Source organism: Shinella sp. OV683 (assembly GCF_057787725.1).
Genome location: NZ_CM173543.1, coordinates 1,954,429 through 1,970,083 on the forward strand (window position 1 = coordinate 1,954,429; position 15,655 = coordinate 1,970,083).

Sequence of the window (15,655 nt, forward strand, 5' to 3'; positions counted from 1 at the left end):
GTGCAGGATGGCGGGCGCTTTCTGGGCTAGATTGGGCGATACCTTGAAGGGATCGAATATTCGATTCCGCAACAAGGTTATGCTCGGCGTTGGCATTTCGCTGATCGCCGCGACTTTTTCCGGCGTCAACGCCGTCTACAATGTCCGCAAGGTGGAAGCCTCGGTCAATTTCTCCGCCATGTCGGCTTCACCACTGCTGATCGGCGTCATTTCGCTCTCCGAAAGCTACCAGAAACTGCAAAGCATCTTCGATCCGGTGATGAAGAATTGCGCGGGCCTGGAGGGCGCTACACGCTATCTGGAGCAGTCCCAGGAAAACCAGCGTGTCAAGCTCATCGAGCTGAAAAAGCTTGCCAAAGTCGCGGATGCTGCGACCGAGCTCAATCGCTACGAATTTTCCGGCAACAAGATCTTCAAGACGCGCCAGGCGCTGCTCGATATCTGCCGCAAGAGCACCACGGCACGGAGCCATGTTTCGACCGCCGAGAACGCCATGCGCTCGTCCGCGAACCTGATCGCGGTGCAGGCATCGATGAACATCATCATGCTCGAAGCGCAGTTGCCGGACATTCGCTACGGCATGGCACTGGGGGCCGAGGTTCCTGTTTCCGCTGTTCTGGAGGCTGATGCCGCCGGTGACCAGGCACGCGAAACCTGGAGCCGGCTGCGGGATTTCTATCGCCTCAAAATCCTGGTGACCGATCTCGTCAATGTCGGTTCGGTGCTCGGCAGCACCACCAAGTCCTTCGAGCTCGAGCGTCTCCGGAAAGGCTATTGGATCAAGATCCTGGCGCTCGAGAAGAACGTGAAGGGGCTCAGATCCTATTTCACTGCGAACGGTCGCGCCAACGAGTATGTCAATCTGCTGGTGCTCGCCGACCAGACCAAGCAAATGTCGCACACCGCGGCTGAATCGCTGTTCAACTCGCAGGCGGCGTTGTTGCAAAACGAACGCGTCAAGCAGTCGCTGGTGCTACGCCTGCAGCGGGAGCAGGGGCAGTTCTCGGTGGCACTCCTCAACATCATGGACGTCGCCCAGCGTATTAACCGCAATGCGCAATTGCGCACCGAAAGCGACGCCAACCTTGCCAACTGGGAAATTGCCGCTGGTGTCGTTGTCGGCGCTGTGCTGGCGCTGCTGATCGGCTGGTATCTGAAGCGGGCGGTGACCACGCCGCTCGAAGCGCTGACGGACAATGTCAGCAACCTCGGCCTGGCGATGCGCAGCGAGACGACGCCGGTCGACGCCGAGTTGCTGATGCGACGCGATGAAATCGGCGACCTCGCCAATCAGTTCGCCCGCACGTTCCACGCGCTTTCGAACGCCAGGCGGGAGTTGCAGGAAACGACGCGGGCTGAAATCAGCCTGCAGCGAGATCGCCTGCACGGCGCGATCGAGAACATGCCGCAAGGCCTCTACATGCTCGATCGCAATGGCCGCATCATTATCGCCAATCGCAGGCTACAGGAGCTTTACAATATCGGCTCTGCGACGAAACTCTTCGGCATGCAGGTCAGTGATTTCATTGCGCTTTGTCGTGAAGGTGGGGCAGGTGTCCGCCGCACGCTGTCAGACGATATCCTCTCGGGCAAGAATGATGGCGGCTCCGGCTACCAGACATCCCAGCGTGTGGTCGAACTCGACGACGGTCGCATCATGACCATGACCGTGATGCGCCTGCCTGACGGCGGCCACGTCGTGACCCACGAGGATATCACCGAAAAGCAGGCCGCGAGCGCCAAGATCGCCCATATGGCGCTACATGACAGCTTGACTGATCTCGCCAACCGAACCCTGTTTCGCACCCATATCACCCGTCATGCGATGGATAGCGATCCCCAATCGCAAACGGCGCTGCTCTGCCTTGATCTCGATCGCTTCAAGATCGTCAATGACACATTGGGCCATCCTGTCGGCGATGCGCTGCTGGTGCAAGTAGCCGAACGCCTGCGCACCGGCCTTGACGATAATTGCTTTGCCGCCCGCCTCGGCGGCGACGAGTTTGCGGTCTACCAGACTGGTGTTGCCCAACCGCACGGCGCCGAACAACTGGCAAAAGAAATAATCCGCCGCATCTCCGAGCCTTTCGATATCAGTGGCCACCATATTGTCATTGGCACCTCGATCGGCATTGCGATCGCGCCCATCGATGGTTCGGACGCTGACGACCTTTCCAAGAATGCTGACCTTGCGCTCTACTGCGCCAAGCAGGAGGGCAAGGGGCAGCACCGGTTCTTCGAGAAGGACATGGACCGTCGCATGCGCGACTGGCACGAAATGGAGCACGATCTGCGCGAGGCGCTGGCCCTCAAGCAGTTCGAACTCCACTATCAACCGATCGTCGGCCTTGGCGACGAGTCCATCGTCGGCTTCGAAGCTCTGATCCGCTGGTCGCATCCGCGCCGCGGCAACGTTTCACCTGCGGAGTTCATTCCCGTCGCCGAGGAAGCCGGGCTGATAAACGAGATGGGTGTCTGGATCCTCGATACCGCCTGCGCCATGGCAACGCGCTGGCCGGAGCATATCAGCATTGCGGTCAATATTTCGCCGCTGCAGTTCAACTCGGGCCACCTGCCTCTGACTGTGGCGGCGGCCCTTGCCAAGAGCGGACTGCATCCAGATCGGCTGATGCTGGAGATCACCGAAGGTGTGTTCCTCAACGACACCGACCAGACCATGGCGTCGCTCAACGAAATCCATGCGCTCGGCGTGCATTTCGCCATGGACGATTTCGGAACGGGCTATTCGAGCCTGAGCTACATCAGGAAATTCCCGTTCCACCGCATCAAGATCGACCAGAGTTTCGTGCGCGGCATGAGCGACAATCCGGAATCGCTCGCCATCATCCGCGCAGTGACCCATCTCTGCCGCGACCTCGGCATGGTAACCACGGCCGAAGGGGTGGAAACGCTCGGCCAGGCGGATGTGCTTCGCCAGTTGGGATGTGGCCTCGCCCAGGGCTACTATTTCGGGCGGCCGATGCCATCTGCCGAAACTTTCAAGCTATTCCGCGAGGATAGCCTGCGTTCCGCATAAGCGGAATCAAAGAAGCTTCATCTCACCGGCGAAGCGCTGCCAGTTGGCCACGTAGCTTTCTGCCGATTTCTTGAGGCCTGCGATGGCTTCCTCATCCAGCGGTCGGACGAGGCGGGCGGGGCTGCCGACGATCAGCGAGCCATCCGGAAACTCCTTGCCTTCGGTCACCAGCGCATTGGCGCCGACCAGGCAATTGTTGCCGATCCTGGCGCCGTTGAGGATGGTCGCGCCCATGCCGACTAGAGAGTTGTTGCCAATCGTGCAGCCATGGATGATGGCGTGATGGCCAATGGTGCAGCCGGCGCCGATCGTGACAGGGTAGCCCATATCGGTGTGGATCATCGCGCCTTCCTGGATGTTGCTGCCGGCACCCACGGAGATCGTCTCATTGTCGCCGCGCAGCACGGCGCCGAACCAGACGCCGACATCGGTCCCCAACACCACCTTGCCGATCACATGGGCGCCCGGCGCCAGCCAATGGGAACCGAGGGTGAGGGGGCGATGTTCCCCCAATGCATAGAGCGGCATGCTTCATTCTCCATTTCATCATTCGTGCAGGGTCGTGGAAAAACCTTGCAATTTGAGCCCACGACCCCACTTTGGCGCTAGCCTGCCGCTGGCTGGTTGACAGCAGCGATAATTCCGTCCAATTGGCAAGCAACCTGAAATTTCGCCCCAGGGCAACGCTTAACCGGAGAAATCCAACCTCATGCTCGGTCTCGATTATGCGGCTCTCGCCGCCCTCCTGCAAGTCATCATGATCGATCTGGTGCTTGCTGGCGACAATGCTATCGTGATCGGCATGGCTGCGGCAGGGTTGCCTGCGCCTCTCCGCAGGAAGGCGATCCTGATCGGCATTCTTGCCGCCACCGTGCTCAGAATCGTCTTTGCGCTGGCGACGACATGGCTGATGCAGATCGTCGGCCTGATCCTGCTCGGCGGTATCTTGCTGCTCTGGGTGTGCTGGAAGATGTATCGCGAACTGGTGACCACCGAACGCCAAATGCACGAGGCCGAGGAGGCGCTGACTGGTCTCGATGAGAATTCTGACGGCACGGTTGGCGCCAAGAATGGCGGCAAGACGTTGCGTCAGGCGGTGACACAGATCATCATCGCTGACGTGTCCATGTCGCTGGACAATGTGCTGGCCGTTGCGGGTGCTGCGCGTGACCATCTCTGGGCGCTGATCTTCGGTCTCGCACTCTCCGTTGTGATGATGGGTGCGGCCTCTGCCGTCATTGCCAAGCTGCTCAACAAGTTCAAGTGGATCGCCTGGGTCGGCTTCATCATCATCCTCTTCGTCGCCGTCCGCATGGTCTACGAAGGCGCCGACGAAGTGCTCGGCCACACGCTGCCGGCCATTCCGCTGCTCAAGAGCAGCGTAGCCGTGGTGAACTAAAATGTACGCGGCCGCCCTCAGTTCCGGAACGAAGGTGTTTGCCGTCGCGCCGATGATCGACTGGACGGACCGCCATTGTCGTTACCTGCACCGCCTGCTGTCCAGGAAGGCGCTGCTTTACACCGAGATGATTGTCGCCGATGCGGCGATCCATGGGAAGCGCGAGCGGCTGCTGGGTTTCGACGCCAGCGAACATCCCACAGCGCTGCAGCTTGGCGGCTCCGACCCCGGCAAACTGGCCGAAGCCACACGTATCGGCCTCGACTTCGGCTATGACGAGATCAACCTCAATGTCGGCTGTCCGTCGGACCGGGTGCAATCCGGTACGTTCGGCGCCTGTCTGATGCAGACGCCCGATGTCGTGGCCGATTGCATCGCCGCGATGAAAAAGGCTTCCAGTGTTCCCGTCACCGTCAAATGCCGGATCGGTGTTGACGAGCAGGACCCGGAAACGGCGCTGGACGAACTTGCCGCCCGCGTCCTTGATGCCGGCGCCGATGCGCTGTGGGTGCACGCTCGCAAGGCCTGGCTCAAGGGTCTTTCGCCGAAGGAAAATCGCGAAATCCCGCCGCTGGATTACGATCGGGTCTATCGTCTCAAGCAGAAATATCCGAATGTTTTCATCGGTATCAATGGTGGTATCGCCGATCTCGATCAGGCCGCTGAGCATTTGAATCATGTCGACGGCGTCATGCTCGGCCGCGCTGCCTATCACAATACTGCCATCCTCGCCGATGTCGACCATCGTTTGTTCGGCGCGCCGGCGGTGGAACCAGACTGGATTTTCGTGCGCGATGCGATGATGGACTATGCCGGGCAGTTCATTGCCTCAGGCGGACGGCTCGGCAACGTCACCCGCCACATGATCGGCCTGTTCGTCGGCATCGACGGTGCCCGTCGCTACCGGCAGATCCTGTCGACCGACGCCAACCGCCCGGGGGCGGGGGCGGAGGTCATCGCTCTCGCCTTCGAGGCGGTTGGCATCGGCTCCGCCGCTGGTGTCGCGGCGGAGTGATCGATTCAAATAGGAGCGGGATGCGGGCGGAAAACCGCATACACTTTTCCTCATCCCGCTCTGCCGTCAATGGGCCATGCCCATATCAGGCCGGATGTTCTGGTTCATCCGGAACATGTTCTGCGGGTCATACATCTTCTTGATCCGCGACAGCCGCTGGTAGTTGCCGCCATAGGCAGCTTCGACACGATCGCCTTCGTCGGCCGGCATGAAGTTGATATAGGCCGTGCCGATCGCATGCGGCTTTGCCGCGTCGAACAGCTTGCGCGCCCAGTCGATGCAGGTCTTGTCCATTGCGGGTTCGCGCCAGCGGGCATGCACATTCATGACGAAATGCGAATTGCGTTGCGGGAACGCGGTCGAATTGGCCGCCACGCGCCCGGCGGCACCGCCGACATGGCCGACGAAGATCTCGCATTCCGGTCCCGGAAGGTTGCGCACCGCCTCGAGCACGACGTCGATCGCCGGATCGGAAAGTTCCATGAAATCATGGCTCTTCCAGTAGTTGCGGGCACCCTTTTCCAGCAGCGGATCGAAGGCCTGCTGCCAGGCCGTGAACGGGCAGGGTGCGACCACGTCGGCGATCGGCCTGCCGATGCCACGCAGCTGGGCGCAGGCCTGTTCGGCCTTGGCCATATCGCCGCAATAGCACATGGCGAGCGCCAGGATCTCCTTGCCGTGCCATTCGGCGGGCAGGAAGGGCAGCGGCGGCGCCTTGCGCATCACCACCCAGCAGGTCAACTCATCAGGAGCGGTTTCCAGCGCCTTGCGATATTCGGACAGGATATGCCGCGCATCGGCGAAGGGATGCACGACCAGCCCGGCCATGACCTGCGGCCCGAGCGGATTGAGCTTGAACTCGAACGACGTGACGATGCCGAAATTGCCGCCGCCGCCGCGCAGCGCCCAGAAAAGGTCGGCGTTTTCGGTGGCGCTGGCCTTGAGCATGCGGCCATCCGCCGTCACCACGTCGCAGGACATCAGGCAGTCGAGCGTCAGGCCGAACTTGCGGGTGGTCCAGCCAAAACCGCCGCCGAGCGTCAGGCCGGCGATGCCGGTGGTGGAATTGATGCCGGTGGGGATGACCATGCCGAAGGCGGCGGTCTCCTTGTCGACATCGGCGAGCGTTGCGCCCGGCCCGACCCAGGCCCGCCTTGCGGCGACATCGACGCGCACGGAATTCATCGGCGACAGATCGATCATCAGGCCGCCATCGCAGACGGCATTGCCGGCAATGTTGTGGCCGCCGCCGCGCACGGCGACGAGCAGGTTGTTGTCGCGGGCCAGCTCGACGGCATGCATGACGTCGGCGGCGCCGAAGCACTGAACGATGAGGGCCGGCTTGCGGTCGATCATGGCATTCCAGATCTTGCGGGCCTCCTCATAGGCGGCGTCACCGGGTTGCAGCACGCGTCCGCGCTCCTGCATGGCGAGGGCGTCGATGATTGCGCCGCTGACAGTGGTCTGGCCGGTCTGCAATGTGGTGAGTCTTGCGTCGTTCATGATTGGGGTCCTCCCTTTTTGGGGTTAGAGCCTTTCACCGGTAAATGGTTGCACTCAGTGTTGAAGGCTGCATGTTCGACGCGGCGAATCTTGCTCCTTCGACCCGCCCAAAGCAAGCACGCGAAAGGTGCGGAGATGGCACACCTTACGTTAACTGGTTCGCAAGTTTCTGAAATCGCTCATTATCTTGTCGCGTGCCAGCGTCGCTTTCATCTCGGCAAGCACGGCAGATGTGTCGACCGGCGGCGCTTCCGGAGCGTTGTAGCGGTCGGTCCAGTCGAGGAACCACGGCCTGTATGCGGGCAGGGCGCCGAGGCTGACGTAGATGACCACGATTGCCTGATCTTCCAGGTCACGTTGGACCGCATCTTTCGAGCGGCGGGGCGGATGGCGGCGCGAAAGGATTGCCGTGGCGAGCTCGAACAGATCAGCAAGGGCACGATGGTCGATGTGGTGAAGCGCCGTCAGGCAGCGCGGCTCGCCATCGCTGATGTCGCGGCAGTTGTGGTGGCGGCGGCAGGAGCGCGACGGGCAGATGCGGGGAAAGCGCAGCTCGTTGATGCAACCGCGCAGAAGCACGGCGCTGACATGAGCAACGGCGGCTTCTTCTTGTATCGGCATGGGGCGCTCCTTTGGGCACGGGATTGCATTCGCGCGAGCGTTTCCGCTCCGTGGCTTGAATATTGTCGGCCCGTTTCCCTCCAGAGGGTGCGGGCATTTAGGCCGGGGCACATCGTGTGCCTCAGGTAAGTTTTATAGGTGACACGCAATGTGCCCCGTTTCGGTGGTTTTTGCCTGCGAACCTGGAGATCTGCTTCCCCACCGCGGCAGTGTGCCCGGTGGGGAGATGTGTGCCTCTGAGGCACGTCCGCGGCCAGCCACGTCCTTTCGAACGCCGCCGAAGAGGGCTCCGTTTCTCACAAGCCCCCGATAAGAGAATTTACGTCGTCCTCTCAAACCAGGCACCGGCCCCACCTCGCCATGACGCCTCATGGTGTATCCGTGATGGGACGAGGGGTATTATACGGGAGGTGCGGAGGGCGGGGATAAAGGGGGTGAAATTTATTTTCGAGGCTGCGTCTGACCCAGGGTGGTCATTACTTGGGGAGTTCGCCTGGGTGCTCGCAATCAAGTGGCTCTCACGCCGCTGGCAACTATGGCGAATGCGGGGATAGTCGCATCGGTGCATTCCGGATCGAAGCTCCTAACGCCACCTTGTGCAACTGAGGCTACCTACATGAGTGCGCGTGGCCGGCACATTCCTAGCGGTCGTGCGGCCTGCCGGTGCCTCAATGAGCGCCATTTCCCAGCGCCCCAACCGAGTCAGGAGGCTTGATTCACCTCCGCGATAGAGGCGCAAAGCTGATCAGCGAAGCGGGCGGCGGCAACTGGCAAAGTGCGCCCCTTGAGCTGACCTACATAAAGCACGCCGGGCGGGACGTCTCGCGGGTCGAGCGGGCGAGAAATCATTTCGCCAGTCATCGTCTGCGCCGAGAGGCCAATGGGAAAATGGAAGGTGATAATATCTTCCGAGATAGCGTGGTTGCGCAGGAATTCGAAGCTGTCTGACTCGACCACCGGCTCCAGGCGCATTGTCGACGATTGCGCCGCAATGTCGAGCAGATAACGCACGCCATAAGGTGATGTGGGCAGCCCGATCGGATAATCGAGACAAGCGCGCAGCCGGACAGTCTGATGCATGGCCAACGGATGACCCGGCCGCATGACCACGTGCACCGGCTGATGCACCCGCATTAGGGTCATGAAAGCGGACAACCGCGCCGGCTCGTAGACGATGGCGATGTCGGCGGTATGATCGACCAATGCTCGCTCGGCCTCCTCGCGATCACGCAGATGCACGCCAAAAGTTACATTTGGGTGTTTCGTTCGGTAAAGCGCGATCTGGGTCGGCAGGTGATGGGGCAAAAGCGCTTGGCTGCAGGCGATTGCGACGTGGCCGCGCCGGGCGCCGGCTAGATCCGCAATCTGCGATTTTACCCGTTCCATATCCGAGAGCTGGTGCCGCATGTGGTGGACGAGAAGCTCGCCTGCACTGGATAGCCGCACTCCATGCGGCAGGCGCTCGAAGATAGCAACCCCAAGCTCAGCCTCCATGGCCAGAATACGGCGGTTAAGTGCTGTCGAGGTTATGGCAAGCGATTCAGCTGCGGCACGGATGGAGCCAGCCTTGGCCACCACATCAACGTAGTGAGCGGAGGTCAGATAACGCATGGGCAGCCTCTGCGTTGCCGATGCAGTTTTTGCACCGGCCCAGCGAAAACTTAGCACAAGACAGAAACAGCGTCATCTGAATAAATGATGCTGTCGCCATGCATGGCGGATAACAACATCGTATTGAATCGCCGGTGTTCGAAAGCCCAGTCAAGAAGAAGACTTGATTGCATTAAGGATATCTGCCGTCAATTCAATACAATAAGGGAGAAGATCATGCGTTATCTAGAGATTGGAACTCGCTTGGCATTCCTTGTTTCGCTTGGCATTGCAAATGTGCCGGCCAACGCTGCTGAAGAATGCGGAGACAGCTCCTCGTCAACATCTCTGTCGGCCTCTTCACATCAATGTGGTTTAGATTCCAGTATGAGCACCAGCAACAGTCACTCCCTTTCCGGCTTTGTTCACGTGGCAGATGCCGGCGAACGAAAGAGTTGCCTGTCGGATTGCGTGCACGTCTTCAGCAGCTGCACGACCAGCAGGGCACGCGACTGCGGACAAGAATACAAAATGTGTTCCTGGACATGCTGAACTAGGCATCGGCTTGCTTCGGCAAGCCGGAGAGATGTGATGCTTCAAGCTGCGGCGGTTACCCCTCACCAAGCGCGCCCAAACGATCGGCTGCGCCTCTCGCGGTCTTGCTATCGCCTTCGCGCGACGTCGCGCTCAGGCCTCCGTTCGCTGAAATCGATTTCGTCGATTTCTGGCCTTCGGCCACCGCTCCGAAGCCCACGGGGGAGAGGTAGACTCGCGGCGGCGCGGCATTTCTGCCTCTCCCCTTGTGGGAGAGGATAGTGAGCCCCAAGAGGCGCAGCCGATTGGCTTGGCGAACTTGGTGAGGGGTGATCTCTCACGCCCTCGGCTTGCCGCTTGCACAACAACGCCCAGCCGACGTTGACTTAGCCGTTCGGCACCGTACCCGAGCTGAGGACCCACATTTCGCGATAGCAGAAGTCGGGGTCGGACAGCAGGCGGTCCGGCTCTTCGCCGATCGCCTTCCATTGGTGTTGATCCGCTTCCGGCAAGTCGCGCGTGCGGGCGAGGCCGGAGAGGAATTCGAGGTTGTTGCGGATGTATTGGCGCTCCACGGGCCTTAGTGGCTGACGGCGCTCCGCGAGCGTGGTGATGGCCGAGACGTTCTCAAGGCCCGCCGCTCGAAACCAGGCGGGCACGCGCGTGCCCCGCATGGCGCCGGACATCTGCCTGTCGTCCGATAGCGCATCGAGCAGGCGCCATGTCAGTTTGGGATCCTGCGGCTGATACTGCCAGACCGAGATATCGACCTCCTTCACAGCCACAAGTCCGCCCGGCCTGACGACGCGGCGGAATTCCTCGATCGTCCGGGTGAGTTCGTCGTCGCTCAGATACTGGATGACGTTGGCGCTCCAGACGGCATCGAACGTGCCGGTCTCATAGGGCAGCGCGGTGATGTCGCCGGTTCGCGCGCTGACCGGACAGGCAAACTGCCGGCTCGCAATCAGGCCCTGGATTGCCTCGACATTTTCCGGTGTCAGATCCAGAGCCTCGATGCGTCCCTGGCTGCCCAGCAATTCCGCCATCAACGGCAGGAAGACCCCGTTGCCCGCACCTGCGTCAAGCACGGACCAGCCGGGCTGGATGCCGGCGGCACGAAGGGTGGCGTCATACTCGTCCTTCAGCGCCAGGTAATGGAGGTCAAGATGTCCTCCGGCGCTGAGCTTGTGCCCGGCCGATGTGATTTGATCGGAATTCGAGGGGTTGCTCATCGTGTGTCTTCCACTCTCCTGATGCGGCATGGCGCAGCATCCCGCCCGGTAGAAAGTGCAACATAGCATTTTCGCAACCGTTGAACAGCGGGAGGCAGGTTGCCCGAGAGTGATGCGGGTCGCAAGCCGGGAGCTGGTCCCGCCAGCTATGAGGCGTTGTTCTCACGCCCCCGGCTTACCGCTCTTTCCCTTGCCGCGTTTTTCGCGTTTCACATCCGCCGGGTCCTCGTAGGAGCCAACGCCGGTGCGAGCGCGGATGACCGGGCGCGGGTCGTCCTTGGAGATCACCCTGGCGGCCAGCTCCTGCGGCTTTTCGGGCAGCGGGCCGGAAGAGGCGGGCCTTTCGGTGCGGCGGACGGTCATCTCGTCGAGGCTATTTCTTTTGAAATAGCCCGGATCCCCTGTTGGTTCGGATCCGCTGTCTTGCCCGGCTTCGCCGGACAAGGCGTCCGAACGGTCATTCTTCTTGAACAGCGGCCTGGCCATGTCGGTGCCGGGGCCCATGTCGTCGAGCGAGGGTTTGGCGAAGAGGGAGGTCGAGGGTGCGGTTGCCTTTCCTCTGCCGCCCTTGGCTGATTTGCCGCTGCTTTCCAGGGCAATCGCCTCCTGCCTAGCCATCGGGTCGTCCATGCTGGCGAGCTCGACGGCCTTGAGGCGCTTGATCTCGTCGCGCAGGCGGGCGGCAGTTTCGAAGTCGAGATTGGCGGCGGCGTCGCGCATCTGCTTTTCCAGCGCGTTGAGATGCGCCTGCAGATTGCCGCCGACCAGATCGGTGGCGCCGCCCTTGACGCCCTTGACGCCGATGTCGGCGCGGACATGGTCCTTCTCGTAGACGCTGTCGAGAATGTCGGAGATGCGCGACTTGACGCTTTCCGGGGTGATGCCGTTGGCGGTGTTCCAGTCCATCTGCTTCTGGCGGCGGCGGGCGGTTTCGCCCATGGCGCGTTCCATCGAGCCGGTGATGTTGTCGGCATAGAGGATGACCTTGCCGTCGACGTTACGCGCGGCGCGGCCAATGGTCTGGATCAGCGAGGTCTCTGAGCGCAGGAAGCCCTCCTTGTCGGCGTCGAGGATGGCGACGAAGCCGCATTCGGGAATATCGAGGCCTTCGCGCAACAGGTTGATGCCGACCAGCACGTCGAAGGCGCCGAGGCGGAGATCGCGCAGGATCTCGATGCGCTCCAGCGTGTCGATGTCGGAATGCATGTAGCGGACGCGGACGCCCTGCTCATGCAGGTATTCGGTGAGATCCTCGGCCATGCGCTTGGTGAGTACGGTGACCAGCGTGCGGTAGCCGTTGAGCGTGGTCTCGCGGATCTCGCCGAGCACGTCGTCGACCTGGCTGCGGGCCGGGCGGACTTCCACCGGCGGATCGATGAGGCCGGTGGGACGGATGACCTGTTCGGCAAACACGCCGCCGGCCTGCTCCATCTCCCACTTGCTCGGGGTGGCCGAGACGGCGACGGTTTCGGGGCGCATCGCGTCCCATTCCTCGAAGCGCAGCGGCCGGTTGTCCATGCAGGAGGGCAGGCGGAAGCCGAATTCCGCCAGCGTCGCCTTGCGGCGGAAGTCGCCACGATACATGCCGCCGATCTGCGGGATGGTCACGTGGCTCTCGTCGATAAACAGGATGGCGTTGTCGGGGATATATTCGAACAGCGTCGGTGGCGGCTCGCCAGGCTTGCGGCCGGTGAGGTAACGGGAATAGTTCTCGATCGATTGGCAGGAGCCGGTGGCCTCGAGCATTTCGAGGTCGTAGCGGGTGCGCTGCTCCAGCCGCTGGGCTTCGAGCAGGCGGCCGGCCTTTTCGAGCTCGGCAAGGCGGTGCTTGAGTTCTTCTTTGATCGACTTGATCGCCGAATTGAGCGCGGGGCGGGGCGTCACATAGTGCGAATTGGCGTAGATCTTCACCGACTTCATATCGCCGGTCTTCTGGCCGGTCAGAGGGTCGAATTCGGTGATCGACTCCACCTCGTCGCCGAACATGGTGATGCGCCACGCGGCATCCTCCAAGTGGGCGGGGAAGAGTTCGATCGTGTCGCCACGGACCCGGAAGGAGCCGCGCTGGAAGTCCATCTCGCGGCGCTTGTATTGCTGGGCGACAAGGTCGGCCAATAGCTGACGTTGATCCAGCCGGTCGCCGATCTCGATCTGGAAGGTCATGGCGGTATAGGTCTCGACCGAGCCGATACCGTAGATGCAGGAGACAGACGCGACGATGATGCAGTCGTCGCGTTCGAGGATCGCGCGGGTGGCGGCGTGGCGCATCCGGTCGATCTGCTCGTTGATGGTCGATTCCTTCTCGATATAGGTGTCCGTGCGCGGCACATAGGCCTCGGGCTGGTAATAATCGTAGTAGGAAACGAAATATTCCACCGCATTGTCGGGGAAGAAGTTCTTGAATTCGGAATAGAGCTGCGCGGCCAGCGTCTTGTTCGGCGCCAGGATTACGGCCGGTCGCTGGGTCTCGGCAATCACCTGCGCCATGGTGAAGGTCTTGCCGGAGCCGGTGACGCCGAGCAGCACCTGATTGCGCTCGCCCGTCTTCAGGCCGCCGGTGAGTTCCTGGATCGCCGTGGGCTGGTCGCCGGCCGGCTGATAGTCGGTCACCAGCTTGAAGGCGATGCCGCCTTCGGACTTTTCGGGGCGGGCAGGGCGGTGCGGCGTCCAGATCTTGCCGTCCTTGAACAGTGGATTGCCGGACTCGATGAGCTGCGACAGGGCTGCGACCGTGGCGGTCACGGCGCCAGCGGGGGTGCTGTCGAGCGGATCGTTCTCGGCAAAGCCCGGTGTGGCGGACTTTGCACCGCGATTGGCCTTTTCGCGCGCCTTGCCTTCGGCATTCAGCCGTTCGGCTTCCTCGAGCGACAGATCGAGGCCGGCGACCGGATTGAGGCCGGCGGCGGCGCGGGTGCGCGGATCGTTCGAACCGCCGAGCGAGCCGCCGCGCGCCGAGCGCTTCTCGCCGACTGCAACTGTCTCGGAATGCTTGCGGGCGGCGTTCTCGACGGTCTTGCGGTGCTTGCCGGCTTTGGAGCGGATTTCGCGCATGCTTTCGGCGCGCGAGGCCTGCTCGGCTTCCTGTTCGAGCTGCTTGACCCAATCGGAAACGGATCCCGAAAGCGGCGCTCCTTCAAAGGGTGCCTGCGGGCCTTCTTCAAAACCGGAAGGAGAATTTTTCGGGGATTTTGCCATGGCGAATATATGGCAAGAGAATCGAATAAAATAAAGGCCGCATGCGTACAAAAGGGAAACGCACCCTGACAGAACTTGACAGCAGTATCGATCCGAATTGCAATATCAGCGAGGGGATATGCCTATGGACAGTTCCACCGACGTGAATGCCTATATGCCGGACGCCGCCCGCCAGGAGAAGATCCGGGCGGCCATCGACGAGTACAATCTCGAGCGGCCGGGGATCTTGAAAAACTGCTACACGATGGCGACGCTGAGCATGGCGGCCTATGTGGCCGTGGCAGCGGTTCTGGTGATCGGCGCCTTCAATCTCGACGAGAAGCACAAGCTGGCCGGCATCGTCGGGGCGCTGGTGATGTTCGGCGGCTTCAAGCTGTGGGAATATCTGATGCGGCCGATCAGGGATCACCAGCTGACGCTGCGCTACCGGCTGTTTCCCGAGATTTTCGGCTTTATCGAGGATGTCTCCTACAGTCACGGCTACTCACCGGGCTTCGTTGATGACATCAACGCGATGAAGATGGTGCGCTTTTCCTCGACCGAAAACGACGATGTGATCAAGGGCACCCATGACGGCCTGTATTTCGAGCTGGTCGAGGCCAAGCTGATCATGGGCAGCGGCAAGCACAAGGAGACGGTGTTTCAGGGGCTGATCTTCCATTTCAACCTCGACAAGCCATTTCCGGGACTGCTCTATGCCGCCAAGCGCAGCAACTGGCTGCAACAATGGGTGCGCGAGATGTTCGGCAGCAACTCGGACATGATCGCTTCCGGCGACTGGGCGATCGATGAGACGCACGAGTTCCACACCGACAATTATTCCGCCGCCAAGCCGCTCGTCGAAGGGCCGCTCGCCTCGGCGCTGCACTACCTGAAGGGGGAATGGTATGAAGGGGAAGTGCGGATCGCGCTGAGAGGCGACGAATGCTTCCTGCTGCTGCCGTCGAAGCAGGACTACTTCGCCCTTCCGGACATCCACACCGACGTCGCCTATGACGACGTCAAGCCGATGATCCGCGAGATGGCCGTGCTGCTGGCGGTGGCGCATCTGATGCGCAAGGTGGCCGTGCCGGAGGCGGAGGTTGCAGGTGAGTCACCGGTCGGGGACGCGCATTAAGGTCAGGACACATTGATCGAGCCAGGAGATCACGGTTGCCGCGATTGCAGATAGCTGAAGAACTCGTGGGCACAGCGGGCGTAGCGCATTGAGATACGCCGCCAGTCTTCTAGCCTTGCGAACATATTCTCGACCTTGTGTCGCTATCGATACAAAGTCTTGCACATGTTGCGGGCAACCGGCGTTTGGCTCGCGGTTGATCGGACATCGGCAGGTCCTCCTGCCGGGCTTGAATCACGATATCACATCAGATGAAATTTGAGTTTGCAGAGGTCTCCTTTGTGCCAGAAGGAGACGTTTGCCCTACTACGCCGGAGGCCCGAAATGGCCGGAAGCTGACGGTCGGTTTTCGGCTTCTAAGTATCGAGAGCAGCCGTTCCAGAACGCCCGATGCGGGACGCAAACCTGGCCC

General features: G+C 61.3%; 10 protein-coding genes. 4 read left to right on the plus strand and 6 right to left on the minus strand.

Going from position 1 to position 15,655, the window contains the following annotated elements:
* The first annotated feature begins 43 nt into the window (after positions 1-43).
* Positions 44-3,037, plus strand: coding sequence for a putative bifunctional diguanylate cyclase/phosphodiesterase (locus ACXHRN_RS09305; RefSeq protein ID WP_488641036.1), 2,994 nt, complete (start codon positions 44-46; stop codon positions 3,035-3,037).
* A gap of 6 nt (positions 3,038-3,043) precedes the next feature.
* Here the strand turns inward: ACXHRN_RS09305 and ACXHRN_RS09310 are convergent, their stop codons facing one another.
* The gene (locus ACXHRN_RS09310) at positions 3,044-3,565 is read right to left on the minus strand and encodes a gamma carbonic anhydrase family protein (RefSeq protein ID WP_488641037.1); all 522 of its coding nucleotides are present in this window, start codon (positions 3,563-3,565) and stop codon (positions 3,044-3,046) included.
* Positions 3,566-3,746: 181 nt separating this feature from the next.
* Here ACXHRN_RS09310 and ACXHRN_RS09315 point away from each other — a divergent pair, with 181 nt between their 5' ends.
* Together ACXHRN_RS09315 and dusA are read left to right on the plus strand one after the other, a co-directional pair.
* Positions 3,747-4,436 carry a TerC family protein gene (locus ACXHRN_RS09315; protein WP_488641038.1) on the plus strand — a complete coding sequence of 230 codons (690 nt, stop codon included), beginning with the start codon at positions 3,747-3,749 and terminating at the stop codon, positions 4,434-4,436.
* 1 nt (position 4,437) lies between these two features.
* On the plus strand, positions 4,438-5,451 hold the full coding sequence (gene dusA / locus ACXHRN_RS09320; RefSeq protein ID WP_488641039.1) for a tRNA dihydrouridine(20/20a) synthase DusA: 1,014 nt from the start codon (positions 4,438-4,440) through the stop codon (positions 5,449-5,451).
* Positions 5,452-5,517: 66 nt separating this feature from the next.
* On the opposite strand, the gene ACXHRN_RS09325 is transcribed toward dusA, so the two are convergent.
* The 5 genes from ACXHRN_RS09325 to uvrB all read right to left on the minus strand — a co-directional run bounded on the left by ACXHRN_RS09325 (position 5,518) and on the right by uvrB (position 14,126).
* Positions 5,518-6,954: an FAD-binding oxidoreductase gene (locus ACXHRN_RS09325; RefSeq protein ID WP_488641040.1), complete on the minus strand. Its 1,437-nt coding sequence runs from the start codon at positions 6,952-6,954 to the stop codon at positions 5,518-5,520.
* Between the two features lie 150 nt (positions 6,955-7,104).
* Entirely contained in the window at positions 7,105-7,575 is a 471-nt protein-coding gene (locus tag ACXHRN_RS09330) for a hypothetical protein (protein ID WP_488641041.1), read from the minus strand.
* Between the two features lie 702 nt (positions 7,576-8,277).
* Complete coding sequence (locus ACXHRN_RS09335; RefSeq protein WP_488641042.1) at positions 8,278-9,186, minus strand: LysR family transcriptional regulator; 909 nt, start codon at positions 9,184-9,186, stop codon at positions 8,278-8,280.
* 899 nt (positions 9,187-10,085) lie between these two features.
* Complete coding sequence (locus ACXHRN_RS09340) at positions 10,086-10,931, minus strand: class I SAM-dependent methyltransferase (protein WP_488641043.1); 846 nt, start codon at positions 10,929-10,931, stop codon at positions 10,086-10,088.
* 162 nt (positions 10,932-11,093) lie between these two features.
* Positions 11,094-14,126, minus strand: coding sequence for an excinuclease ABC subunit UvrB (uvrB, locus tag ACXHRN_RS09345; protein ID WP_488641044.1), 3,033 nt, complete (start codon positions 14,124-14,126; stop codon positions 11,094-11,096).
* Between the two features lie 124 nt (positions 14,127-14,250).
* Between uvrB and ACXHRN_RS09350 the strand changes: the two genes are divergently transcribed.
* Positions 14,251-15,243 (plus strand): DUF3137 domain-containing protein, encoded by a 993-nt coding sequence (locus tag ACXHRN_RS09350; RefSeq protein WP_488641045.1) that lies wholly within the window; start codon positions 14,251-14,253, stop codon positions 15,241-15,243.
* Positions 15,244-15,655: the final 412 nt, after the last annotated feature.

What these genes read in the sequence shown, in the direction of transcription:
- ACXHRN_RS09310 (WP_488641037.1), bottom strand. Translation starts at nt 3,565, where the DNA reads ATGCCGCTCTATGCATTGGGGGAACATCGCCCCCTCACCCTCGGTTCC.
- ACXHRN_RS09315 (WP_488641038.1), top strand. Translation starts at nt 3,747, where the DNA reads ATGCTCGGTCTCGATTATGCGGCTCTCGCCGCCCTCCTGCAAGTCATC.
- dusA (WP_488641039.1), top strand. Translation starts at nt 4,438, where the DNA reads ATGTACGCGGCCGCCCTCAGTTCCGGAACGAAGGTGTTTGCCGTCGCG.
- ACXHRN_RS09325 (WP_488641040.1), bottom strand. Translation starts at nt 6,954, where the DNA reads ATGAACGACGCAAGACTCACCACATTGCAGACCGGCCAGACCACTGTC.
- ACXHRN_RS09330 (WP_488641041.1), bottom strand. Translation starts at nt 7,575, where the DNA reads ATGCCGATACAAGAAGAAGCCGCCGTTGCTCATGTCAGCGCCGTGCTT.
- ACXHRN_RS09335 (WP_488641042.1), bottom strand. Translation starts at nt 9,186, where the DNA reads ATGCGTTATCTGACCTCCGCTCACTACGTTGATGTGGTGGCCAAGGCT.
- ACXHRN_RS09340 (WP_488641043.1), bottom strand. Translation starts at nt 10,931, where the DNA reads ATGAGCAACCCCTCGAATTCCGATCAAATCACATCGGCCGGGCACAAG.
- uvrB (WP_488641044.1), bottom strand. Translation starts at nt 14,126, where the DNA reads ATGGCAAAATCCCCGAAAAATTCTCCTTCCGGTTTTGAAGAAGGCCCG.
- ACXHRN_RS09350 (WP_488641045.1), top strand. Translation starts at nt 14,251, where the DNA reads ATGGACAGTTCCACCGACGTGAATGCCTATATGCCGGACGCCGCCCGC.